This is a genomic window from Edaphobacter lichenicola (assembly GCF_014201315.1).
Lineage (GTDB): Bacteria > Acidobacteriota > Terriglobia > Terriglobales > Acidobacteriaceae > Edaphobacter > Edaphobacter lichenicola_B.
Genome location: NZ_JACHDY010000001.1, coordinates 473,541 through 498,851, shown reverse-complemented (window position 1 = coordinate 498,851; position 25,311 = coordinate 473,541). Strand labels below are relative to the sequence as shown.

General features: G+C 59.2%; 20 protein-coding genes. 9 read left to right on the top strand and 11 right to left on the bottom strand.

Annotated elements, in window-relative coordinates; all coding sequences use genetic code 11:
• Window positions 1-2 precede the first annotated feature (2 nt).
• The 4 genes from hpnH to recN form a co-directional block, all read right to left on the bottom strand.
• Window positions 3-1,142, bottom strand: a complete 1,140-nt coding sequence (gene hpnH, locus HDF09_RS02095; protein WP_183760773.1) for an adenosyl-hopene transferase HpnH — start codon at window positions 1,140-1,142, stop codon at window positions 3-5.
• Window positions 1,143-1,192: 50 nt separating this feature from the next.
• Entirely contained in the window at window positions 1,193-3,217 is a 2,025-nt protein-coding gene (gene shc, locus HDF09_RS02090; RefSeq protein ID WP_183760771.1) for a squalene--hopene cyclase, read from the bottom strand.
• A gap of 48 nt (window positions 3,218-3,265) precedes the next feature.
• On the bottom strand, window positions 3,266-4,279 hold the full coding sequence (locus HDF09_RS02085; RefSeq protein WP_183760769.1) for a 4-hydroxy-3-methylbut-2-enyl diphosphate reductase: 1,014 nt from the start codon (window positions 4,277-4,279) through the stop codon (window positions 3,266-3,268).
• A gap of 380 nt (window positions 4,280-4,659) precedes the next feature.
• Window positions 4,660-6,354, bottom strand: a complete 1,695-nt coding sequence (gene recN / locus HDF09_RS02080) for a DNA repair protein RecN (protein WP_183763140.1) — start codon at window positions 6,352-6,354, stop codon at window positions 4,660-4,662.
• A gap of 166 nt (window positions 6,355-6,520) precedes the next feature.
• Here recN and HDF09_RS02075 point away from each other — a divergent pair, with 166 nt between their 5' ends.
• The 6 genes from HDF09_RS02075 to HDF09_RS02050 all read left to right on the top strand — a co-directional run bounded on the left by HDF09_RS02075 (window position 6,521) and on the right by HDF09_RS02050 (window position 11,978).
• On the top strand, window positions 6,521-7,324 hold the full coding sequence (locus tag HDF09_RS02075) for a MotA/TolQ/ExbB proton channel family protein (protein WP_183763135.1): 804 nt from the start codon (window positions 6,521-6,523) through the stop codon (window positions 7,322-7,324).
• 2 nt (window positions 7,325-7,326) lie between these two features.
• The gene (locus HDF09_RS02070) at window positions 7,327-7,740 is read left to right on the top strand and encodes an ExbD/TolR family protein (protein ID WP_183760767.1); all 414 of its coding nucleotides are present in this window, start codon (window positions 7,327-7,329) and stop codon (window positions 7,738-7,740) included.
• Between the two features lie 88 nt (window positions 7,741-7,828).
• Complete coding sequence (locus HDF09_RS02065; RefSeq protein WP_311718405.1) at window positions 7,829-8,551, top strand: TonB family protein; 723 nt, start codon at window positions 7,829-7,831, stop codon at window positions 8,549-8,551.
• Window positions 8,552-8,644: 93 nt separating this feature from the next.
• Window positions 8,645-10,015 carry a DPP IV N-terminal domain-containing protein gene (locus HDF09_RS02060; protein ID WP_183760763.1) on the top strand — a complete coding sequence of 457 codons (1,371 nt, stop codon included), beginning with the start codon at window positions 8,645-8,647 and terminating at the stop codon, window positions 10,013-10,015.
• 88 nt (window positions 10,016-10,103) lie between these two features.
• The gene (locus HDF09_RS02055; protein WP_183763132.1) at window positions 10,104-10,862 is read left to right on the top strand and encodes an OmpA family protein; all 759 of its coding nucleotides are present in this window, start codon (window positions 10,104-10,106) and stop codon (window positions 10,860-10,862) included.
• Between the two features lie 132 nt (window positions 10,863-10,994).
• On the top strand, window positions 10,995-11,978 hold the full coding sequence (locus HDF09_RS02050; RefSeq protein ID WP_183760761.1) for a tetratricopeptide repeat protein: 984 nt from the start codon (window positions 10,995-10,997) through the stop codon (window positions 11,976-11,978).
• 3 nt (window positions 11,979-11,981) lie between these two features.
• Here HDF09_RS02050 and HDF09_RS02045 read toward each other — a convergent pair whose 3' ends face one another.
• A complete protein-coding gene (locus tag HDF09_RS02045; RefSeq protein ID WP_183760759.1) occupies window positions 11,982-13,040 on the bottom strand; it encodes a dihydrodipicolinate synthase family protein in 1,059 nt (352 codons plus the stop codon).
• Window positions 13,041-13,294: 254 nt separating this feature from the next.
• Between HDF09_RS02045 and HDF09_RS02040 the strand changes: the two genes are divergently transcribed.
• Window positions 13,295-13,780, top strand: a complete 486-nt coding sequence (locus tag HDF09_RS02040; RefSeq protein ID WP_183760757.1) for a hypothetical protein — start codon at window positions 13,295-13,297, stop codon at window positions 13,778-13,780.
• A gap of 18 nt (window positions 13,781-13,798) precedes the next feature.
• Here HDF09_RS02040 and carB read toward each other — a convergent pair whose 3' ends face one another.
• The 4 genes from carB to HDF09_RS02020 form a co-directional block, all read right to left on the bottom strand.
• Window positions 13,799-17,113, bottom strand: coding sequence for a carbamoyl-phosphate synthase large subunit (gene carB, locus HDF09_RS02035; RefSeq protein WP_183760755.1), 3,315 nt, complete (start codon window positions 17,111-17,113; stop codon window positions 13,799-13,801).
• Window positions 17,114-17,174: 61 nt separating this feature from the next.
• Window positions 17,175-17,720 carry an REP-associated tyrosine transposase gene (locus HDF09_RS02030; protein ID WP_183760753.1) on the bottom strand — a complete coding sequence of 182 codons (546 nt, stop codon included), beginning with the start codon at window positions 17,718-17,720 and terminating at the stop codon, window positions 17,175-17,177.
• Window positions 17,721-17,795: 75 nt separating this feature from the next.
• Window positions 17,796-18,935: a glutamine-hydrolyzing carbamoyl-phosphate synthase small subunit gene (gene carA, locus HDF09_RS02025; RefSeq protein ID WP_183760751.1), complete on the bottom strand. Its 1,140-nt coding sequence runs from the start codon at window positions 18,933-18,935 to the stop codon at window positions 17,796-17,798.
• A gap of 394 nt (window positions 18,936-19,329) precedes the next feature.
• The gene (locus HDF09_RS02020; RefSeq protein WP_183760749.1) at window positions 19,330-19,641 is read right to left on the bottom strand and encodes a Rieske (2Fe-2S) protein; all 312 of its coding nucleotides are present in this window, start codon (window positions 19,639-19,641) and stop codon (window positions 19,330-19,332) included.
• Window positions 19,642-19,739: 98 nt separating this feature from the next.
• Here HDF09_RS02020 and HDF09_RS02015 point away from each other — a divergent pair, with 98 nt between their 5' ends.
• Both HDF09_RS02015 and HDF09_RS02010 read left to right on the top strand, forming a co-directional pair.
• Window positions 19,740-20,711: an alpha/beta hydrolase gene (locus HDF09_RS02015; RefSeq protein ID WP_183760747.1), complete on the top strand. Its 972-nt coding sequence runs from the start codon at window positions 19,740-19,742 to the stop codon at window positions 20,709-20,711.
• A 54-nt stretch (window positions 20,712-20,765) separates the two neighbouring features.
• Complete coding sequence (locus HDF09_RS02010) at window positions 20,766-21,164, top strand: DoxX family protein (RefSeq protein ID WP_183760745.1); 399 nt, start codon at window positions 20,766-20,768, stop codon at window positions 21,162-21,164.
• 305 nt (window positions 21,165-21,469) lie between these two features.
• Here the strand turns inward: HDF09_RS02010 and HDF09_RS02005 are convergent, their stop codons facing one another.
• Window positions 21,470-22,774: a DUF1501 domain-containing protein gene (locus HDF09_RS02005; protein ID WP_406704245.1), complete on the bottom strand. Its 1,305-nt coding sequence runs from the start codon at window positions 22,772-22,774 to the stop codon at window positions 21,470-21,472.
• Between the two features lie 151 nt (window positions 22,775-22,925).
• Complete coding sequence (locus HDF09_RS02000; RefSeq protein ID WP_260180867.1) at window positions 22,926-25,154, bottom strand: DUF1800 domain-containing protein; 2,229 nt, start codon at window positions 25,152-25,154, stop codon at window positions 22,926-22,928.
• Window positions 25,155-25,311: the final 157 nt, after the last annotated feature.

Sequence of the window (25,311 nt, the reverse complement as noted above, 5' to 3'; positions counted from 1 at the left end):
ACCTAGTCTCCTGAGATCGATTGCAGTTCTGTCTTCGTTGTCCCGACTGGAGCTTGAATCTGAATCAGCGGACTGGTGTGCTCCGGCCGCCACTCGTTGAGCAGCTTCTGTGCGCCCTCATCAGGATAGAGAGACGCAAACATATACCTCTTGGCCGTGGTCAAAAAGCCTTTCAGAGAGCCGAAGTTATAGTCGACCGCAGAAGCCTCGTGTCCGGAGTGCACCATGCAGTTCGCGCACTGGGGATTACCGCTCTTCGCGCCGTAGTTCTCCCACTTCGTGGAGTCCAGCAGCTCTTGAAAGGTATCCGCGTAGCCATCCTGCAGCAGGTAGCATGGCTTTTGCCAGCCGAAGATGCTGAAAGTCGGCATTCCCCACGGCGTGCATTCAAAGTTCTGCTTCCCCATCAGAAATTCGGAAAAGAGGGGATGAGTATTGAACTGCCACTCTTTTTTACGATTGGAGAGTATGGCGCGAAACATTCTGCGGGACTTCGCTTTGCCGAGAAAGTGATTCTGATCCGGCGCCTTATCGTAGGTATATCCCGGCGAAACCATCATGCTTTCGACGCCGGCTGTCATCATCTCGTCGAAGTGGGCACGAACACTATTCGGATCCGCCCCGTCGAATAAGGTGGTGTTGGTCGTAACGCGGAAACCAGCCGCAACCGCAGCCCGTACCCCCTCCATCGCAATGTCGTATCCACCTTCGCGGCAAACCGAAAAGTCATGATGCTCGCGCTGACCGTCCACATGGACTGAAAAAGAAAGATACTTGCTTGGCTTGAACAAGTGCAGCTTCTCTTTCAGAAGCAGAGCATTGGTGCACATATAAACGTACTTTTTGCGCGCTACCAATCCGGCAACGATCTCGGGCATCTGAGGATGCAGCAATGGTTCCCCACCGGGAATCGAAACCATCGGCGTACCGCACTCTTCCACAGCCTTGAAGCAATCCTCAGGCGAGAGCTCTGCCTTCAGGATGTGCGCGGGATACTGAATCTTTCCGCAGCCGGCGCACGCCAGGTTGCAGCGAAACAACGGCTCCAGCATCAGCACGAGCGGATACTTCTTCCGGCCCATCAGCTTCTGCTTCAAAACATAAGTTGCAACCGTCCAGGCTTGCGAGACTGGCACTGCCATCGATGTCTCCTCCAACTTCCAGATAAATTCTTGACGCGCGGCTTACTGAGTTAGTGAGCCGTACCGCTCTTCATGGCACGTTCGTAGGTCGTCAACGCCAGCAGCGGGAAGTACTGTTTGTAAAGGTGGTATCCGAGATAAAACACACGCGGGAACCCCGTACCCGTGTAGTAGCTCTCGCCATTGCGTCCGGGGACAAGCTCATCCCAGCTTCCATCTTCATGCTGACGATCCACCAGCCAGCGAATACCCTTGGCCACGGAATCAGAACGCGTATCCCCGGCAGCGAGCAGTCCAAGCACAGCCCACGCCGTCTGCGAGGGTGTACTCGGTCCAATGCCGCGCTGATTCGGATCGTCGTAGGTGCCACAGGTCTCGCCCCAGCCGCCGTCCGCATTCTGCACCATGCGAATCCACTCGGCAGCCTGCTGCACGGCTGGCTCGTGATTCCAAAAACCCATCGCCTCAAGTCCGCGCAGCACCAGAAACGTCCCGTAGAGATAGTTGACGCCCCAGCGCCCGAACCAGCTCCCGTCAGACTCCTGCTCCTTCAGGATGAACTGAATCGCCTTCTCCACACGTGGATCGCTTCTATCAACGCCATACAGCGCCAGCATCTCCAACATCCGGCCGGAAATGTCGACCGTCGGCGGATCAAGCATCGCGTTATGGTCCGCAAACGGGATGTACTGGAAGATCATCTTGGTGTTGTCGCGATCAAAACTCGCCCAGCCACCGTTCTTGCACTGCATCGCCCAAATCCAGTTCAGAGCCCGCTGGCAGGCGTCATACTGATACCGTTCCCGCGGATTTTCCACGCAGTTGAGCGCAAGAAGAACCTGCCCGGTATCATCCACATCCGGATAAAACTCATTGTTGAACTCGAAGTACCAGCCGCCTGGTTCAACATTCTTGACCTTCTCCGCCCAGTCGCCCTTCTGACGCACTTCCTTCGACAGTATCCAATCCGCAGCCTTCAACATCCGCGGATCGTCTCTGCGAACACCTGCCTCACCAAGCGCATACATCGCCTGCGCCGTATCCCACACCGGCGGAAAACAGGGCTGCATGCGAAACGTAGGCGTCGAATAGTCGTCCGTGCCATCAGGACAATCGATACCAAGCTTCTCAAACTCATCGAGCGCACGAATCAACTGGGGATCGTCCACCGAGCGCCCCAGGCATCGCAGAGCCACGATCGAGTTCAACATAGCCGGATAGATCGCCCCCAGTCCATCAGACTTCTCAAACCGCTCCAGCATCCAGGCCTCTGCGCGTTTCAATGCCACCTTGCGCAATGGCCGAATGTGAACCCGCTCCGCCAGATGCATCACGCGGTCGACGGCAAGAAAGAAGTTGCGCCAACCCAATGGCTTCTTTTTATCCCAGCGAAGATGCAGATTGGCATTCTCGCGGCCGCCCACAAAAAGCTCCTCGATCCCCTGCTCCGGAGCGAGCTTCTTGAACGGCTTCTTCGCATAGATGATCGAAAGCGGAACAAGAATGCCGCGCGACCACGAAGAGATCTCATAGATATTGAAGTAGCACCAGTTTGGAAAGAGAACGATCTCCGGCGGAATAGCGGGCACAGCATCGTAGTCGTACTGACCCAGCGCACACAGATAGATCTTCGTAAACGTGTTGCACTCGACGACGCCGCCATGTGCAAGCACCCACTCACGAGCCTTCACCAGCACCGGATGATCCTTCGACCATCCCATCAGCTTCAGAGCAAGATAAGCCTTGACCCCATAGCTGATATTCGACGGCCCACCCGGAAACAGTCCCCAGCCTCCGTCGTCATTCTGGTGCCGAAGAATCTCATTGATCGCGCGTTCCATCCGGCCCGGTTCGCCGGTGCCCAGCAGCGTATGCATAAAGATGTAGTCAGACTCCAGCATGCTATCTGCTTCGAGCTCACCGCACCAGTACCCATCTGGATGTTGCTGCTCGAACAGCCAGTCTTTGGCGCGCGCCACACCATCAGTAATACGATCCAGGCCAACATCCATCCGGCCAAAACGCGGCTGGGCCGGCTGATCAACGCTCTTCGGATTACTTGCAGATATACCCATGAAAAACAAACTCTCTGTCTACGAAACTAGTTACCGATACGAAACTCGTTACCGGTTTACTGGTGGAGCAGATGCAATCGCCTGAACGATCTCCGGCGGCAGACCAAAGCGCACGTTCTCCGGCATCACTTCAACCTCATCGACCGAGCCATAGCCCACAGTCTGCAGATATTCGACGACATCCTTGACAAGAACCTCAGGAGCCGAAGCGCCAGCCGTCACAGCAACCGTATCAACACCATCAAGCCACTCCGGCCGAATAGCATCTGCCGTATCGATCAGATACGAGTTCGTATCCAGATTCTTCGAAACTTCAACCAGGCGGTTGGAGTTGGAGCTATTGGTCGACCCGACAACCAGCACCAGGTCCGCTCCGTGAGCAACATTCTTCACCGCAACCTGCCGGTTCTCTGTCGCATAGCAGATGTCCTGCGAGTGCGGCCCAACGATATTCGGATACTTGTTCTTGAGCGCCTGGATCATATCCCGGGCCTCATCGAGCGACAACGTCGTCTGCGTCAGATACGCCACGCGATTCGGATCCGGCACAACCAGATCCGCGACCTCCTGCACCGTCGAAACCACCTGGGTTACATCCGGAGCCTCGCCCTGCGTGCCCTCAATCTCGTCATGGTCACGATGACCGATCAGCACCAGCGAGTAGCCCTGCTTGGCAAACTTGATCGCCTCCACGTGAACCTTCGTCACCAGCGGGCAGGTCGCATCCACCACCTTCAAACCGCGTTCCCTCGCCCGGTCACGAACCGCCGGCGAAACTCCATGAGCCGAGTAAATTACCCGAGCACCCTCTGGAACCTCATCAAGTTCGTTGACAAAGATTGCGCCCTTCTTCGCCAGGTCGGTCACAACATAGCTGTTATGGACAATCTCTTTGCGAACATAGATCGGAGCGCCAAAGGTCTCCAGCGCGATCTGCACGATATCGATCGCACGCACGACGCCGGCACAGAAGCCGCGAGGCTTGAGGAGGAGAACCCGCTTAGTTTTCGTTTTGTTGCCGCTCTCGGTTCCAGCAGCGTGGTCAAGGGTGGTTGTAGTCACGTCCCTAGTATACCGCGTTCAACCCTGTCTTAGCACAGAATTGAACCATTCTAGGTGCAACATAACATGCCGAGAAAGCAACAAAAGCCGCACAAATAATGGAACCTTTCGAAGCCCTCCGGCATCGTCTTGGCATCATCCTATGTTGTCCGAAACCTAGAGCTTCTGACCAGCACAGGCCGGGTGACCGCAGTCGCACTGCAACTTCGTCTCACCCTTTGCTGTTTCACAGTACGCAGAACAGTACTTCTGCCCTTCAGGCGGAGTACAGAGACAACCCTTCATAGCGCATTTCTTGGAATCATTCGACATCTCATCCTCCTGGATAGCATCTCCTCACTCGGATGCGTACGCCGTCCCACAAGATGTGCAGCAAACCATCATCGGCTGCTCTCCAGCAAGTGCTCAGCGTGCTTGAGGCTCGTCTCAGTCAACTTCGCCCCACTCAACATGCGCGCAATCTCCTGGGTTCGCTCTGAATCCTCCATGCGACGAACCTCAGTCTGAGTGCGTCCGCGCTTCTCCGTCTTTTCGATCAGGAAGTGCTGATCCCCAAATGCGGCAATCTGCGGCAGATGCGTAATACACAGCACCTGCTGGCCTTTGGACAACGTCTTCAGCTTCCGCCCAACCGCCTCTGCCGCCCGTCCGCCGATGCCGATATCGATCTCATCAAAGACCAGCGTCCGTGGAAGAACCGACTTCTTCTTCCTCCCCGCCCCTCCCGACGCCGCCTCCTCCACGGTCACCTTCAACGCCAGCATCACCCGCGACATCTCACCACCCGATGCAATCTCATGCAATGGCTTCATGGGTTCCCCAGCATTAGTCGCGATCAGGCACTCCACCTGATCCAACCCATGCGCGGTCCAGTTCTCCGGAGACTTTTCCGCAGTCACGCGAACATGAAACCGCGTGCTCATCGCAAGATCGTTGATCTGCGCCTCAGCCAGCTTCTCCAGTCGCTTCGCAGCCTCTGTACGCCCCGCGGTAAGCTTCGCTGCGACAACCTTATAGGCCTTCGCATCCTTCTCCTGCTTCGCCTTCAGCTCCACCAGCAGCGCATCACGATTCTCAACTTCAGCCAACTGCCGCGCCGCCTCCGCACCAAAGTCGATAACCTCTTTCAAGCTCTGCCCATACTTCCGCTTCAACCGGTCGAGTGCAGCCAATCTATCTTCAATCTCTTCCAGCCGACCCGGCGCAGCATGAACATTGTCCGCAAAATCCCGCACCTCGGCATCGACATCTTCCACGATCGCCTTCGCTGCTGCCAACTGTTGCGCAGGCTCCTGAAACCGCGCATCATATCGCGCCAACTCCTCCACATGCTTCAACGCCGCACCCAGCGCACTCTCCGCCGAGCTCTCCGATTCATAGAGCAGCTCATGCGCGCTCATCGCCGCCGTATAAAGCTTCTCAGCATTCCCCAGCACCCGCTTCTCGGCCTCAAGCTGAACATCTTCATCCTCTGCACTCAGCCCAGCCTGATCGATCTCCCTGCTCTGAAATCGCCACAGATCCGCCATCCGCAAACGGTCCTGCTCAGCAGACTGCAACTCGTCCAGCTTGTCCGTAGTCGCCCGCCACGCAGCAAACGCCTCCGCCACCCCATCGACACTCACCGCACCAAAGCGATCCAGCAAAATACGTTGCTGCGCCTGGTCGAACGAGCCCATCGTCTCCCCCTGCGAGTGCACCAGCGCAAGCTCAGGCGCAAGCTGTCGCAACACCCCAACCGTCGCCGGCTGATTATTCACAAACACCCGCCCCTTGCCGCTAACCAGGATCTCCCGTCGCAGCAAAAGATGATCCGACTCACTGTCGATCCCATTCGTCTCAAGAATCGCAGCCGCCCCGGGTGTCAGTTCGAAGACGCAACTGACCACCGCCTTCTCTTCCCCATGGCGAACAAAGTCAGCCGACGCCTTTCCACCCAGCAGCAGCGCCAGGGCATCGATCAGAATCGACTTCCCCGCGCCCGTCTCGCCAGTCAGCAGGTTAAGGCCCAGCCCGAACGTAGCGACCGCACGGTCGATCACAGCATAGTTTTCCGCGCGCAACTCCAGCAGCATAAGGCCCTCAGGCAAACACGTATCGCGAGAATAGCAAACCTCGCCCCCAACTATCATTTACACCTGAAACACCCTGCAGATCCGCACCACAGAAGGTGCGCCAACCCGATTGCCAGCCACATTGGCCTCAACCACGATTTACACTAAGTTCTGGTACACAACAACTATGGTCTGGACCCTTTCGTTAGCTCTCTACCTTCTCCAGGAAGACCCCTCCGCCGCCGCGCCCCCTGCGGCCTCCAACACCAGCGCCCTGCTGGAGATGATCCATAACAGCGGCCCTGTCGCCTTCGCCGTCCTGGTCATCCTGCTTCTCGCCAGCATCTTCTCCTGGGCCATCATGTTTTCCAAGTGGTCCAGCTTCAGCAGAGCCCATACCCAGAGCCAGCGCTTCGTCCGGGCCTTTCGCAAATCGACTCGCCTCAGCGAAATCGCCGCCGTAGCCGACCAGTTCAGGCCCAGCCCACTCGTCGCCGTCTTCACCGAGATCCACGACGAGTACCAGCGTCAGAACGGAGGACGCGGCCTCCCCCGCAATCCCGTCGCACTAGAACGCGCCGCTCAAACCGCCTCGAGCGAAGCCCTCACCACAATGGAGAGCCGCATGACCTGGCTCGCCACCATCGCCGCCATCGCTCCCTTCATCGGCCTCTTCGGCACCGTCATGGGCATCATCGACGCCTTCCACGGCCTCGGCACCGCAGGCGCCGCAACCCTCCGCGCCGTCGCACCCGGCATCTCTGAGGCCCTCATCACCACCGCCGCAGGCCTCGTCGTCGCCATCCCAGCCGTCGTCGGCTACAACCAGCTCACCGCCCGTCTCCGTGAGTTCGCCGCACGCATGGACGACTTCGGCCGCGAGCTTCTCAACGCCATCGAGAACGCAGCCATGATCACGCCCAGCCAGCACAGCCAACCGCCACAACCGCCCCAGCCGCAGCCCGAAGAGATCCGCCGGAGGACCTTCTAGCAATGGCCTTCTCCACCAAGGGACACACCCAGACCGCGCTCGCCGAGATCAACATCACGCCGCTGGTCGACGTCGTTCTTGTGCTCCTGCTCATCTTCATGCTCACAGCACCCGTTCTCCAGTCCGGTGTAGAGGTCGCGATTCCCAAGACGCGCTCCGTCAATCAACTCACCGAAGAGCGCATGGTCGTCACCATCGACCGCGAGCAGAACGTCTTCCTGCAGGACAAGCCCGTCAACGTCAACCAGCTCCCCACGCTGCTGAGATCCACCGGCAAAGCCGACCCGTCCAAGCGCATCATCTACCTGCGAGCCGACGAGCGCGTGCCCTTCGGCGCCTTCGCCTCCGTCATGGATGCGGTCAAGCAGGCCGGCATCACCAACATCAGCATCGTCACCCAGCCGATCCAGAAGTGAGGAGGGTGACATAGCCACGTCTCTCACATTCAGCCGCGACAGCGACAGCAATCCCGATAAGCTCGGCGCAAACTTCGTCGGCTCCATCGTGCTGCACGGCATCATCGCCGCCGCCATCCTGGGCTGGGCCTTTCTCTTCCACACGCGGGGCCACGACTGGGGAGAGAACGCCTCGAACGCAGGAGCCATTCAGGCCACCATGGTCTCCTCGCTCCCGCTTCCTCCTACACAACGCACCCTCGACACCGGCGTCCTCACCTCGGAGGCGCCAAGCCCCGCGCCCGTCATCACCAAAGAGAGAACCGAGCCGCCGCCAGTTCCCAACGAAGTTGCAATCCCGGAAAAGATCACCAAACCCATCAAAGAGGCTGAAAAGCCCACGCCCGCGCCACCAAAACACATCCAGCCCGTCACCCCTCCGCCAACCAAAGCAGTCACCGGCGAAACCGCAGGCGTCCGCATCGCGCAATCGACACTGGAGCTGAAAAACGGCACCGCCAGCGTCTCCGTCGAAGACCGCACCTTCGGCCAGCGCTTCGCCTACTACGTCAACATCGTCAACAGCAAGGTCGCGCAGAACTGGTACACCGCAGAGGCCGACCCGCGCACCTCCATCGGCAAAAGCACCACCATCATCTTCGATATCAATCACGAAGGCGTCCCCTCCAACGCCCGCGTCGAGACGCCCAGCGGCTCCCCCTCGCTCGACCTCTCCGCTATGCGAGCCGTTCAGCGTGTCGACGGCTTCGGTCCCCTCCCGCAAGGCGATCACATCACCGTCGAATACACCTTCCACCTTCATCCCCAATAAAATCTCGTCTTCAGGGAGTGTTTTCTTTGATTCCGCTTGGCAACTACCCTAAGACACCCCGTCCCACCGATTTTGCGTCTAACATGGAACAGAATGCTTAGACTGAAACGTACGCCGCTCCCTCGGCACGCCTACCTTTGTCGTCTTGGAGTTCTTCTCCTTCTTCTTGTTGGCGCCTCCGCTCTGCACGCGCAGGAAGGCTTCAAGACTGAAACCTCCAGCGGAGTCTCAAACATCCGCATCGCCGTCGCCGACTTCAAACCTGCCTCCGCAGATCAGCAGACCTCTGCCTTCAAGCACACCTTCGACTCGACCCTCTACGCCGACCTCGCGAACGCAGGCATCTTCGACATCGTCTCGAAGAGCCTCCTCCCCCAATCCACTCCAGGCGCACCCGCCGAGATCAGGATTCAGCAGTGGGCCGACGCGCCAACCTCTGCAGCCATGGTGGCCTTCGGCAACTTCGGCATTCAGGGCAGCAGAATCACCTGCAACGGCTTCCTCTTCGACGCAAAGAATCTTCAGTATCCACAGGTCCTCGCCAAGCAGTACAACGAGGACGCCACCGACGACTCCGCCCGCCAGATTGCCCATCGCTTCGCCGACGAGATCATCTTCCGTCTCAGCGGAGGCAGCCAGGGCATCGCCGAATCGAAGATCTACTACGTCAAGCTCACCGGCACCGACAAAGAGATCTGGCAGATGGACTACGACGGAGCCAACCAGCATCCTCTCACCCACCTCGGCACGGTCTCGATCTCCCCTCGCATCTCGCCCGACAACTCACGCCTCGCCTTCTCCTCGCTCGGTCGCGACGGCTTTCAAATCCGCATGTTCTCTCTCGTCCTCAACCGCATGGTGAACTTCTCGGCAGCCGGCGGCACCAACCTCTCCCCGGCATGGTCTCCCAACGGCAAGGACCTCGCCTACTCCTCCTCCCGCAGCGGCGACCCCGAGATCTGGATCTCCGACACCAGTGGAGGTTCCTCGCGCCGCGTCACCAGCTTCCGCGGCCCCGATGTCTCGCCCGTCTTCAACCCCCGCACCGGCTCGCAGATCGCCTGGATCAGCGGACGCACCAATCTCCCCCAGCTCTACATCATGGACATCGACGGATCCAACGTTCAGCGTATGACCGACGGCGGATACGCCACCTCACCTTCATGGTCTCCCAACGGACAGTTCCTCACCTTCGCATGGGATCGCAAATACGGCCCCGGCGCACCCGGTGGACAGGATATCTACGTCATGGAGATCGCCACCAAACGCTGGATTCAACTCACCCACGACGGCGGTCGTTGCGACTTCCCCTCGTGGTCCCCGGACGGTCGCCACATCGTCTACGCCAACTCGCCCGACGGCAAAGCCACCCACATGAAGATCATGACTATGCTGGCCGACGGCACACAAAAGCATGAACTCACCGGAGCCGGCGCAGACATGCCCAACTGGAGTTGGAAGTAAAAGTTTTTATTCGTCTCTGCGGAAGCGCTTCGCAGGCAACTTGATCTTTGCACCATTACCGTTAGCAGGAGATATCAAAATGAACGCGATGCAAACAGGAATTCGCAAGACCTTGGTGATTGCAGCAACTCTCATTTCCATCGGCGCCGTCACCGGCTGCCACAAGAAAGCGAGCGGCATCGACCCCAACGCGCTCGGGCCCGCGCCTGCTCCTCCCGCCGCCGCACCCACCGCCACCATCACCGCTGACCCTCTCTCCATCGACCTCGGCCAATCCGTCATCCTCAACTGGCGCACGCAGAACGCCTCCACGGTCACCATCGACGGCATCGGCGACGTCAACACCAACGGCACCCAGACCGTCGCCCCCTCCACCTCGACCAACTTTCATCTCACCGCCAAAGGTGACGGCGGCACCACCGAAGCCAACGTCCGCGTAACCGTCCGTGTCCCCGTCGCCCCCGCTGCTCCTCCGCCGGCAGACAACGACATGGGCAGCGAAGCAGCCTTCCACGAGAACGTTCAGGATGTCTTCTTCGACTACGACAGCTACGATCTTCGTCCCGACGCGACCACAGCTTCCTCCAAAGCCGCAGCGTACCTCACCGCTCATCCCGCCATCCGAGTCGTCATCGGCGGATACTGCGACGATCGCGGCTCCGCAGAGTACAACCTGGCCCTCGGCGAGAACCGCGCCAACGCCGCCCGCACCGCTTTGGTGAATGCCGGTGTGCCGGCCAGCCGTCTCCGCGTCATCAGCTACGGCAAAGAGAAGCAGTTTTGCACCGAAGAGAACGAAAGCTGCTGGCAGCAAAACCGCCGCGCCCAATTCTCCCTTGACCGCTAACAAGACCGCTAACCCGATCGCAAACCCAATCCAAAACCACCCTTCCCCTGTCCTGAATCAAGGACAGGGGTTTCTACTAACCTGACCCACTCTTTCAGCTCGACCAAAGACAGAAAGCCGAGTGCCTCTGACATGATCAAACCAAAGCAACCCCGTAAATTCGTCACCCCGACGTTCCCTTTAGCCGCTCTCCTCGCGGCCATCCTGTTCTGCTCCGCCCCAGCCTTCGCCGTCAGCAAAGACATGGTGCAGCTGCAGACCCAGATTCAGGCATTGCAGGACGCCGTAGCCCGTCTTCAGCAGTCCAACGACGAGCGCATGGGCGTCATGAAAGATCTCATCCAACAGAGCGCCGACTCCATCAACAAGATGGGCGCAAACGTCGACGTCATGCGCAAGCAGCTTCAGACCCAGCAGGAGACGCAAAGCGGCAAGGTCGACCAGGTCTCCGGTCAGATCCAGTCCCTCAACGACTCCGTCGACGAGATCAAGGCCCGCATCGCCACCCTCCAGAAGCTCATGCAGGATGTACAAAGCCAGCAGCAGTCGATGAGCGCCGGCATGCCCCAGCCGACCGGCTCGACCGCACTCCCTCCTTCCAACCCCGCACCGCTCACAACACCCGCCCCGGCAGCCCCAGCCCCCAACGGGAAAAAAGGCAAACCCTCGGCCAGCATCCCCCAGGCAGCCGACCCCCCCGATCCCGCCGGCCCCGCCGTTCCTCCCGCCGACCAGCTCTACAAGACTGCCCTCGGCGACTACATGGCCGCCAAGTACCCCCTCGCGTCCTCTGAGTTCGGCGACGTCGTCAAGTACTACCCCGACAATCCCCTCTCAGGAAACTCCTTCTACTACCAGGCCGAGATCAACTTCCGCGACGGCCACTACCCCGCCGCCATCAAAGCCTACGATGCCGTCCTCGAGCAGTATCCCGACAGCAACAAGGTCCCCGCGTCTCATCTCCACAAGGGCATCGCCCTCTTCAATCTCAAGGAGAACGAAGCCGGCACCCGCGAACTCCGCACCCTCATCCAGCGCTTCCCCAACTCGCCCGAGTCCATGCAGGCCCGCAGCAAACTCAGCGGCATGGGCATTCCCGTCACACCCAAGCACTAGCCTTCAGTTCCGCATCCCCTGCATCAAAGCCTCAATCTCGGCCCGTTCTTCCCCGCCAAGCGGCAGCAAAGGCAGACGCGGCCTCCCTCCGAAGTACCCATTCAAATCACACCCAAACTTGATACCAGCAACTCCCATCTGCCTTTCAATCCTTACCGCAACCTCTTGCAGTCGCATCTGTTTCTCGCCAGCCAATCCCTCATCGCCATCCTTCCACGCCGCCAGCACCTCGTAGCAGGCCTGCGGAGCAGCCGCCGCAAACGCCGGCATCGCGCCCACGGCACTACTCCTCAAACCCTCCAACATCCCATCAGTTCTTCCAGCCAATAGTTGAAACCCCACCACCTTCGTTCGCGTCTTCTCCACCATCTTCATGGGCGTCGCCACCGCAGGCATCCCATCCATCAACTCCGTCGCCAGAATCAGATCTTTCGCCTCCGCACCCTCACTTCGACGCTGCATCCTACCAGTCACTGCAGCAAACACCGCAGTCACCATCACATCGCGCTTACAGCTAGCGGTTCCAGTCTTGATCGTCTCCATCCGCGCACGGTCCCCCCAACCATCCACCAGCCCAAGAACCTTCGAGTGTCCTGCCAGCTCGATCACAACTTCGGCAGGCAGCACCCCGCCATCCTCCGCCGACGAGCTGTACAACACCACCGGCAGCGCCGACCGGTCACCCACCGCCTGGAAATAAGCCAGCAGCTCCTTCGCCCGTCCCCCGTTCTCCCGAAGCATTGAAGGCCGCCTCACCAGCACCGCATCATAGCCAAACGCCGCAGCCGACTCCGCCAGCTCCAGCGTCCCCGCCACGCTATCCCGCGACACTCCAGCGATCAGCACCTTCTCCGCCGCAGCCGACGTCGCCACACTCCGCAAGACGTGCCGCGTCTCCTCCTCACTCAGCAGAGTCGGCTCCCCCACCTCGCTCAGCGCAACCAGCCCGGCCGCTGGCGTCTTCGAGTAGCGCGCCACATTGTGTTCCAGCTTATGGAGATTGAGGCGACCGTCAGGATAGAACGGCGTAGTCAGCGGTAGTTGAAGCCCATCAAGCAGCATCTCTCTATTCTAAAAGCGAATACACCGTTGCTGTACCCGGTTTTGCGCCAGCTCTTCTTGTTGTCGGAATCATTCTCCGTCGCGACCAATGGGAGCGCCAACCGAAGGGGTATACAAGTCACGAAGTGACCGCCCTCCGCGCAGGAGGCCCGTCCGGCAGGACAACGATCCATCCCACAGCCTCATACCCCGAAAGACGTAACAACATACCGTCTCGACGAAGCCCCATTGCAGTAATCTAACTTTTGGTACCCATGACCAACGGACGAGACATCCCGCAAGGCAAATCTCTCGGCGACCTCGGCCGCGAAGCCTCCTGGTTTCTCACCCACACCCTCATCGCCATCCTCACGCTGGCCATCGTCATCGTGGTCCTCTCACTCAATCATCCAGACCCGGACTCAGCCACCCCCAAGCTGCTAGCCACCATCCTGGCTGCCCTTATCCCCTTGTTCGGCGGAGCGATCGTCACTCGCCTCCTGCAAAACGACATCGCACCCTACACCTGGATCTCAGGCCTCGTCATCTTCTCCATCGTCTGTGTCTGGGTGCTCGAGCTGCCCACCGGCAAAGGCCTCTGCGAAAACTGTGGAGCCGTCGAAAAACTCTGGCGCACCTTCTTCACCTTCCGCCACGGCAGCGGCCTCATGGGCGGGGACGGCCTCCTCATCGGCACCTGGCTCCCCCTCTCCATGATCAGCTACGCCATCGGCGCAAAGCTCGCACGCGAGCCCTACTAAACCACCTGCCGTCGCTTTCTATCTCACAGCAGCAACAGCTTTGACCTCGCCCGCAATCCTGTTCGCGTGAAGCGTCTGCAGCGCAACAACACTCAACGTGCCCTCCTGCAGCGCGGAGATACCCTCAGCCGCTGCCCGTGCCGCTGCCAGCGTCGTGATCGTCGGAATCCGCGCCATCACCGCGGCCCGTCGAATCGCCTTCTCATCGAAGAACGTATCCTGCCCATGCGGCGTATTCACGATCAGGTGAATCCGGTCTCCCTTGATGAGATCGACCACATTCGGCCGTCCCTCCTTCACCTTGTAGACGCGCTCCGGCTGCAGCCCCGCCTGTTCCAGCACAAGAGCCGTGCCGTGCGTGGCCACCAGGTGAAATCCCATCTCCACAAAATCGCGCGCCAGCCGCACCGCGCCTTCCTTATCGTGATCGTTGACGCTGAGAAACACCGTTCCCTGCAGCGGAAGCACCTGCCCCGCGGCGATCTGCGCCTTGGCAAACGCCTCGCCGAAGTTATCCGCGACACCCATCACCTCGCCCGTAGACTTCATCTCCGGACCAAGCACCGTATCGACTCCAGGGAACTTGCCCCACGGAAACACCGGCGACTTCACAAAGTAGTGCGAGCCCGTCTCCAGATCCTTGCCGCTTGCCGTCTGCTCCGGCAACAACTCCTTCAACTTCCGTCCCACCATAATCCGCGATGCAATCTTCGCCAGCGGAATCCCCGTCGCCTTCGAAACATAGGGCACCGTCCGCGAAGCCCGAGGGTTCACCTCGATCACGTAAACAATTCCCCGCTGAATCGCAAACTGAATATTCACGAGGCCCCGCACGCTCAACGCCATCGCCAGCTTGCGCGTGTACTCGCGAATCATCCTCAGCACGTCATCGCTCAAATCAACCGCAGGCAGCACGCAGGAAGAGTCCCCGGAGTGAATCCCCGCCTCTTCGATGTGCTGCATAATCCCAGCGATCACCACATCGTCGCCATCGCACAGCGCATCCACATCGCACTCCACCGCATCTTCCAGGAAGTGGTCGATCAACACCGGCCGCTCCTGCGAGTACTCAATCGCCGTCGACATATACCGCACAATCGCCTCATCGTCATACGCGATCACCATCGCGCGTCCACCCAGCACATACGAGGGCCGCACCAGCACCGGATATCCGACACGATTCGCGCCAGCCACAGCCTCTTCCACACTCGTAGCCATCGCGCCCTCAGGCTGCGGAATCTTCAACTCGTCAATCAGCTTTCCAAACCGCTTGCGATCCTCCGCCAGATCGATCGACTCCGGCGACGTCCCAATAATCGGCACCCCGGCCTTCTTCAGCGGCAGCGAAAGATTCAGCGGCGTCTGTCCGCCAAACTGCACGATCATGCCGATCTCCGCACCAGAAGTAGCCTCGTGCTCATACACGCCCAGCACATCCTCGAGCGTCAGGGGCTCAAAGTACAGCCTGTCACTCGTGTCATAGTCGGTCGACACCGTCTCCGGATTGCAGTTCACCATGATGGTCTCGTACCCATCCTCACGCAGCGCAAACGCAGCATGGCAGCAGCAGTAATCGAACTCAATCCCCTGCCCAATCCGATTCGGCCCGCTCCCCAGAATCAGAATCTTCTTCCTCTTCGTCGGCGCCGCTTCATCTTCCTCGTCGTAGCAGCTATACAGATAAGGCGTGTAGCTCTCAAACTCACCCGCGCACGTATCCACCATCTTGTACACCGGCATCACGTTCAGCTTCTTCCGCAGCGCCCGCACCGCCGCCGTACCCTCCGCGCCAGTCAAACCCCAGCTCGCCGCCAGCCTCTCATCCGAGATCCCCATCCGCTTCGCCGCGCGAAGCTGCTCCGCCGTCACCTCCGCCATCGGCACCCCGCCAACCGCCTTGATCTCATCCGTAATCTGCTTCATCTGATACAGGAACCACGGATCCATCGAGGTCATACGTGCAACCTCACGCACCGTCATCCCGCGCTCAAACGCATACCGAACGTAGTTCAATCGCTCCGGATGCGGAGTCACCAACCTCTGCGTCAACCGCCGCGGCTCAATCTCATCCGCCGTAGCTTTCTTACCCGTCTCCAGCGACCGCACCGCCTTCATCATTGCTTCCTTGAAGGTCCTGCCGATCGCCATCACCTCACCGACCGACTTCATCTGCGGCCCCAGAACCTCATCCGCACCAGGAAATTTTTCAAACTGCCACTTCGGAATCTTCACCACGACATAGTCGATCGTCGGCTCAAAACAAGCAGGCGTGGCCTTCGTAATGTCATTCTGAATCTCATCGAGCGTGTACCCGACCGCCAGCCGCGCTGCAATCTTCGCAATCGGAAAGCCCGTAGCCTTACTCGCCAGTGCCGACGAACGCGACACCCGCGGATTCATCTCAATCACCGTCATGCGCCCGTTCAGCGGATTCACCGCGAACTGCACATTGCTCCCGCCCGTCTCCACGCCGATCTCGCGAATCACACGAATCGCCGCATCCCGCATCGCCTGGTACTCGCGATCGGTCAATGTCTGCGCCGGGGCCACCGTAATCGAATCGCCCGTATGCACGCCCATCGGGTCGAAGTTTTCAATCGAGCAGATGATGATGACGTTATCCTTCAGGTCCCGTACCACCTCGAGCTCATACTCCTTCCAACCCAGCACACTCTCTTCGAGCAGACACTCATGCACGGGCGATAGGTCCAGCCCACGCGAAAGAATCTCCATCAACTCCTCGCGGTTGTAAGCGATCCCACCACCCGAACCGCCCAGTGTAAACGAAGGCCGAATCACCACCGGAAATCCGATCTTCGCTGCAAACTCCAACCCATCGCGAAGATTATTGATCAACGCAGACCGCGGCATATCCAGCCCGATCTTCGTCATCGCGTCTTTGAACAGCAGCCGGTCCTCGGCCTTCTTGATCGCCTCCAGCTTCGCGCCGATCAGCTCAATCCCCAGCTTATCCAGCACACCCGAATCCGCCAGATCCACCGCAAGATTCAGCGCCGTCTGTCCGCCCACAGTAGGCAGCACCGCGAACTTACCCTTCGTGCCCAACCCATCCGGATCAAGCATCTCCTTTTCGACGCGAAGAATCTCCTCAAGATAAGCAGCAGTCAACGGCTCAATGTATGTTCTATCCGCAACCTCAGGATCGGTCATGATCGACGCCGGGTTCGAGTTCACCAGCACCACCTCATACCCCTCGGCCTTCAGCGCCTTACAAGCCTGCGTCCCGGAGTAATCAAACTCCGCCGACTGACCAATCACAATCGGCCCCGAGCCGATCACCAGAATCTTCGCGATGTCATTCCTGCGTGGCATCTTTACCCTTTTCGTCTTTGCGCTTCGTTGCTACTCATGCGTTGAATGGCTGCACCATCCGCTACGTTTCATTCCCTTGGTCACCGCTCTTGTCTTGAAAGGGAGCGGCTTTAGCCGCGCCGTCTGCCATCACCGCGAGTGGGGGCTTTAGCCCCTGAGGGAATGCATCCAATTCGAACTGTCCATTCGCGGAACAATACGCATGGTCCCCTGCCCGTTCCGCCAACCGAGCCTCAACCGGATTCTTCGCGATATACCGTTGATGCACTTCAAAATCCTCATAGTCCCGAATCCGATGGTCAGAGAAACCTGCAACCCAAACATCTCCGGACCAATCGAATTCCTTCTTCGCCCTAAACGAAAATCCGCCTTTGATGCATTGCACCGCAAGCTCTAAACTCTCTTGCGGAGTAATCAAAAGATGAAAGTGATCGGGCATCACCACAAAGCCGTGGATCAAAAATCTTGCTGGCCCATATTCATACAACATCTGAATGAAAAGCCGTGCCCATCGTTCATGTCTGAAGAACGGCTTCCGTCCAGCCGTGTTAGAAGTGACGAAGTAGGTTTGTCCATTCCTGGTAGCTACCTCCCGCTTCGGTATCATGCATTCCCTCAGGGGCTAAAGCCCCCGTTTCTCTCGCATCAATCGGCGCGGCTAAAGCCGCGCCCTTTCAAAAACCTACTTCTTCCACTCTTCCATCATCTTCCGAAAATCCTTGAATAGATAATGCGAGTCATGCGGCCCCGGACTAGCCTCCGGGTGATACTGCACACTGAACATCGGGGCCGTCTTGTGCCTCAACCCAGCCAGCGTCTGATCGTTCAAATTCGTATGCGTCTTCTCAACGTCGTCCGGCAGCGAATCAGGATCAACATTGAAGTTATGATTCTGCGCGGTAATCTCCACCTTGCCCGTCTGATGATTCATGATCGGGTGGTTCCCGCCATGGTGTCCAAATTTCAGCTTATAAGTCTTGCCACCCAGCGCCAGCCCAAAGATCTGATGTCCCAGGCAAATCCCGAAGATCGGCTTCTTCCCCTGCAGCTCCCTCACATTCTCAACGGCGTACTCAAGCGGCTCGGGATCCCCGGGTCCATTCGAGAAGAACACTCCATCCGGCTCCATCGCCAGCACATCCGCAGCCGAGGTCTTCGCCGGAACCACCGTCACCCGGCAGTTCTCCCGCGTCAGCATCCGCAGAATATTTTCCTTGATCCCGAAGTCATACGCGACCACATGCATCTGCTTCACGTCTTCACCGAGCGCCGCAGTCAGCAGCGTATCGCCCGTCTGATTCTTCGGCTCGTTCGCATCCCACTCATACGCAACCTTCGTGCTCACGACGCTCGCCAGGTCCGTCCCATCCATCTTGCGTATCGATCGCGCCTTTGCCACTAGCGCATCGACATCAAGATTCTCCCCCGACGCAATCACCCCGCGCATCACACCATTCGCCCGCAGATGCCGCACCACCGCACGCGTATCAATCTCGCCGATCACCGGCACGCCATAGCGCTCAAGATACTCATCCGCCACCTGCGTCGAACGCCAGTTCGAGCTCATCGGCGAAAACTCCCGCGTCACCAAACCCTCGATAAACGGCTTCTTCGACTCCGCATCGCTCGGCGTCGTCCCATAGTTCCCAATATGTGGATTTGTCAAAACCACGATCTGACCCGCATAGGAGGGATCGGTAAAGATCTCCTGATAGCCGGTCAGTGATGTATTGAAGACCACCTCGCCCGAGCATTCCGCCCGCGCGCCAAAACTCTTACCCCGAAAAACGCGCCCATCTTCCAGCGCCAGTATTGCCTGCATTGCCTCTCCTGTCTGGAGTGGATTTAATAGATTCTATCAGCATTGACGATGCAAAACGCCGATCGCAGGCAAATCCCCTGGCACGCAAAAAGACTCGGCACAATGGCCGAGCCTATTCACATTCTGTTCAAACTCTAGCTGTGATGATGGTGATGGTGATGACGACGATGATGTCGGGTAGACGCGTTGGCAGGCACTACAGCGCCCGCAAGAACAACGAACGCAACGACAGCGAGAAACAACGAACGCAACTTCATGGCAGAACTCCCTCTCAACCAGCCACTCCTTCGAATGGTCTGTCAGTAGATGCAGCTTAGCCTGCCGTCTTGTGGGTTAGAAACATATATCTCCAAAATATCCGTGACGTTCCGACCTTGATTCCCCAAACGGATCGCTACTCAATATCCACCAGAACATCCTCGCCTTCCACACGCAACGGAAACACCTCCACCCTCTCATCGGCCGGATACTCCGCCAGCCCAGTCTTCACGTTGAAAGCCCACGAGTGCCACGGGCACACCACCGCTTCCCCCTCAATCCAACCCTGTCCCAGCGGCCCCTGCCGATGCGGACACACATTATCCAGCGCCGACAGCTCCCCATTCACATTCGCCAGGCAAATCGCGACGCCCTCTACCTCGGCCTCCATCACCCGTCCCACCGGCGGAGCCTCCGCCACCCCACACAACCTCACCCACTGCGCCACTCGAAATCCTCCGCCATCTCCATGTTAGAGCCTAGCTCTCGCCAAATCGACTCAGCCCCCTCACCCCGAATGCTAAAGTCGATACAGAAGCCTGACTCATGCCCCGCCCCACGCCGAAGCCCAGCAAGCGCACCCCGCCAACCAACGCCCAGCCTGAAGTCGTAAGCCCTCTCTGGCTCGTCAAGGCCATCGCCCTAACCATCATCGCGGCCCTCGTCTGCGGCTATCTCACCCTCTGCCTCCTCTTCTATCAAGGCCAGTGGCAGTTCGTCCTCCACCCAACCCGCACGTCTGCCGCTCCAACCTCCATCGCAGGCATCCCCTACGAGCTCATCCGCTTCGGCCCCGACGAGTCCGCCACCCCGCGGCTCACCGGCTGGTGGATTCCCTCCTCCCCCAACGCCCGCTACGCCCACGCCACCATCTTCTTCCTTCCCGGCGCCGACGGCTCTCTGGCTGACTCCATCGCCACTCTCGCAGCCCTCCACAACGTCGGCCTCAACGTCTTCGCCTTCGACTACCGCGGCTACGGCCAGAGCGCAACCACGCGCCCCAATCAACAAAACATGGCCCACGACGCCGATTCCGCCTGGCAGTACCTCACCAACTCCCGAGCCATCCCCGCCCAACAAATCATCCCCTACGGAACCGGCGTAGGAGCGTCCCTCGCCGCCCAACTCGCAGCAAACCACACCACAATCCCCGCCCTCATCCTCGACGCCCCCCACGCCGACCTCCTCCCCATAGCCCAGCGCGACCCCCGCGCCCGTCTCCTCCCCGTCCGCCTCCTATTTCACGAGCAGTTCCCCCTCGCCGCACCACTCTCCACCCTCAAAACCCCCAAGCTCCTCCTCTCCCGCAGCAACTCACCCGACCAAAGCTTTCGCACCGCCGCCGATCCCAAACTCACCGTAGAACTCCCTTCCCCAGAACTTCCCAAACCAGAACTCCCCTCACCCGACCGTCTCTACGCTCAAAGCATCACCCGATTTTTAGATCAGTACGTAGCCCACGATCTCTCGCCCGCGCCAACCCAGCAACTCGTACCTCCCCCGGCACCCACCCACTAAGATCCGACTCATCTTCACAACTCCCCGAGGTACCCTTTTCCAAAAGGGATCTCTATGACGAAATGGCTCAATAGCCTCCAACCCACCGGCGCGCTTCTCATGCGCCTCATCCTCGGCATCTCCATGGCGATCCACGGCTACCACAAGGTCCTGCCGCTCAGCGCCCTGCACCACTACGCCCACTACGTCACCACCCTCGGCCTGCCCTACTGGCTCGGATACGTCTCGGCCTACACCGAGTTCGTCGGCGGCATCCTCCTCATCCTGGGTCTTCTCACCCGTCTCGCCGCGTTTCTGGTCGCAACCAACATGCTGGTAGCCTTCGTCACCGTCGGCATCCATCAGGGCTTCGGCATCTACAACTACATCCTCGCCCTGGCCGCCCTGGCCATCATGCTGATCTTCTACGGCGCTGGAGCCATGGCCCTCGACCGCAAGATAGGCTTCGCCTGACCTGAAGCCTGCGAACGCAGACCGACTAAAACCGAAAAATCCCGACCAAAAGGAGTGAAGGCTCCCGATACTCTGGGAGCCTTACATTGTGGTGGGGAGTTCTTTTGTTGCGGATATTGGAAGCCGGAACTGTGGGAACTGCAAGCCCGACTGTCGTGTGTTACATCCAATAAGACGCAGAATACAAAGAAAAGTTGCCGTGCTTTTTCCACTATTTTGTATCTTGTTGATTTTTACATTCCATAAACAGAATAGTGACACTGTAAAGACATTCGCGCCCCTGAACCCCGTCACGCCTGAGCCCGTCACACCTGAGAAAGATTCAAAAACTCACTCGGACTCACCCGCGCTCCCGGAAACACCATCTCAAGATTCCTCGCCCCCAGAGTCTTATAAGTCGCCTCGCCCAGCACACGCCGGAAGTCTGTCGTCACCGTCAGGTCCCGCCCTTCGTTCAGCTGCTCATTCGCAAGCCCAGGCCACTTGCCATAAACCTTGCCGCCCTTCACCCGGCCACCCAGCACAAACATCACATTCGCATGGCCATGGTCGGTCCCGCCTGTCCCATTCTGCCGAGCCGTCCGTCCAAACTCCGACATCGTCACCAGCGTCACATTCTCGGCGTCGTCTCCCATGTCTCTCCAGAACGCCGCAATCGTCTCCGAAAACTCCTTCAGCCGATTCGCCAGCTGTCCATTCACATTCCCCTGGTTCTGGTGCGTATCCCAGCCACCAATATCCGAGAACGCCGCCTCCACCCCCAGGTTCGCCTTCATCAGCTGCGCCACCTGCTTCATGCTGTTGCCAAACGCTGTATTCGGATACACCACCCCCGCCGCCGGTTGATACTTCGCCGGGTCCGCCGACTTCAGCATCTTCACTGCCTCAAACGTCTCCTGCCCCGTCCCATGCAGCACCGCGTCCGTGCTCTCGTCATACATCGCCTGAAACGCATTGCTGATCGGCGAAGCCTGCGGCCCCTTCCCCGCCACCGAGAAATCCGCCAGATTACTCACCGCAATCGCGGGAATCTTCCCCTGCAACGTCCGCGGCACCTGCGTCCCCAACGCCACCGCACGAAACGCCGTAGGCTTTCCCGTCAAAATCTCCGCCTGCAACGCACGATTCAACCACCCATCCGCCGTAACCTTCACGCCGGGCGTCCCGCTCTCCATATAATCCTGCGCGTCAAAGTGTGACCGCGTCGTATCGGGCGAACCCGCCGCCTGAACAATCGCCAGGTGCCCCTTGTCATAGAGCGGCTTGAACGCCGTCATCGCCGGATGCAGTCCAAAAAATCCATTCAGATCCAGAACATCCTTCTCCTGAATCGCAATCGAAGGCCGCATCGCGTAGTAGTTCTTCTCCTTGTAAGGAACCACCACATTCAACCCATCCACCGCGCCCCGTTGAAACAGCACCACCAGCTTCTTCTTATTCGCCGCGGCCGTAGTCACCTCAGCCAGAACGCTCCGCGACAGGAACGCAGGAATCGTCGAAGTCCCAATCAGAGCCAGCGCCCCACCCTTCATAAACCCACGCCGCGTCACCTGCCGCCGAGCTGCATCGCGCCCATGAAGATCGCAACCCCAGTCGCTCTGATCCGCCATACTCTTCATGCTCGCCATCTTAGACCCCAGTCCGCGTATCGCATCACGCCATTCTGCCTATACAAACGCATTTCCGTAGGAGAAGTTGCCAAATCGGAACAATTCCAACTCGCGTGCACTCACCACAATGCATCTGCGCACACACAACTCCTTACCGCCGCTGAAACTCCGGCGAACCAAGCAGCAACCCAGCCATCCCCGCTGCCTCACGATCAAGCGGCGGCCTCACCTTTTGCTTCGGCGAAGAGATGTTCAACACCTGCGCCATCGGCTCCTGTTCATTCGCCCTGATCCCGAAGCTCTTCTCCGCCTGCTGCTGCGTCGTCTGATCCTGAAACTGGGCCAGCACCGTCTCCCTCGTTCGATCGCTCACCGCCTGCCCAAGCAGCGCCACCTCCAGCTTTTTCTCCTTCGCTGCAGCCGAATCTCCCGTCGCAACCAAACCCTGCGCCGAACCCTGCGCCCCCAGCAACCGCGCCCAGTCCGTCTCTACTCCCCCAATGCGATCGTTACTCAGCGACACCGCAAAGTTCAGCCGGTTCACCAGATCGCCCGAGTTCGCCCACGGCTCCGCCATCCAGCTATAGCCATTCGGCGTCTGCATTCCATACAGCGGCATCCCCAGCTTCTCCAGCGCCTGGTAAAGCGGAATCGCCGTCGTCACCTCAGCTCCGCTCGCCCGCACCGCCGACACCACAAACTCCTCCGGCGTCTTCACCTTCGCGCGGCGCACCTCCGGCGACCAGAACTCCGGCGAATCGAACATCGTCCGCAGCACCGTCTTCATGTCTCCCCCGCTCGCAACAAACGCCTTCGCCATCCTGTCCACCAGCGCAGGCGGAGGCGTATCGCTCACAAACCGCACCGCCAGCTTCATCGAAATAAACCTGGCCGTCGCCGGACTCGTCGCCAGCATATGCAGCACCTCCAGCCCCTCCGCCTCACCACCCTCCCCAATCTTCTTCCCCAGAACCGTCTTCGTCCCCGGCTCATGCCGCCGCTCCTCAAACCGATACGTACCACTCCGTGCTGGCTGATCGATCGTCCATCCCGTCAGCACCTCCGCCACCCCGGTCACATCCTGCTGGGTATACCCCCGCCCGCAAGCCTTATCCAACATGCTCACCGGTCGATCCGCGCTCACCTCGCACTGCACGCCCAGCGTATGCAGTTCCATCAACTCCCGCGCATAGTTCTCATTCAACCCGCGATCTTTCAGCGCCTGCTTCACCTGCGGATTCTGCGCAAACTTCGCCAGCCTCCCGCCATTCCTCGCCGCCATCGAGTCCGGCCCAATACTCTGCCAGTTATCCAGATACATCAGCATCGCCGGACTCTTCGCCGTCGCCACCAACAAGTCTTCAAACCTCCCCAGCGCATGCGGCCGAATCACATCCCGCTCATAGGCCGGCAGCAAAAACGGCTCATTCTGATTCTTCTTGATGTACACGTTGAAGTGATTCAGCCAGAAGTCGGTCATCACCGCCTCCAACTGCCGCTCGCTGTAGATATCGCGCAGCATTCGCGACTGCAACAGCTCCGCGCCAATCATCCGCGGCGAACCCTGCAGCACAGCCAGCGTCTCCCGCTGCATCGGAGAAAGACCCTCCGCCGCCGCCAGCAGCTCGCTCCTGCTCAAACTTTTGCGAAACCTCACCAGCTCCTCCGGAGGCATCGCCAGAATTCGCTGCATCCTCTCATCCGGCGGCAGGTTGATCACCCGCACCGCATCCAGCCCCGAATAAAACTGCTCCTCATGGGTAGCCATCGCCGGCGTCGCCGGATCCACCCCATCCCCAGGCAGCGCCGCACTCCCTTTCATCTCCTCCGCACTCTTCATCATCGCGCCGTCACCGGCTGCACCTGTCCCATCCTCGCCGCTCTTCCCCGCAGCCGCCTGCTCCGCCTCTTTCTTCGCCTTCGCCGCCTTGTAAAACGCAATCTGATCCGCATAGATCGCATGCTCCACAGGATCACCCGGCAGCGGCTCACCTTTCGCAATCATCTGCCGCAACACAGCAGGGCTCGGATACCGCTGCATCAACTCAGCCTGCTCCATCTGCATCGCAGGAAACGCGGCCAGCCGCTCCTCCAGCGCCGAATCGTCGATGCTCTGCGGATTCAATTGCCGCTCGAACCAGGCCTTCACCCCAATCTCCCGCACCGCCGCCACATCCCCCGGCCGCGGCCCAAACGTAAACCGGTTCAGCGCATGCAGCGCCCTTTGGTCACTCTCAATCTGCTGCACCGAAGGCACCACCGCCCTCTTCGTAGCCGCAGCCGCCACCATCGGCTGCTCCACCATGAACACGCACAAAACACCCGAGACCAAAACCCGCACTCCACCGAGAAAGACTCCGGCTCTCTGTCCAGATCGCATCGCCACTCCTCACTAAGCGCCGAAAAAATCAAGCAGCGCAACCAACCGCAGATTTACACCTGCAATCAGAGACACCAAACCAGCGCATCAGTTGCGCAATCCTTGCGTCTGTCCAACGGGAAGACCCACGCACCACCTCCAGCCACGACCGGTAGAC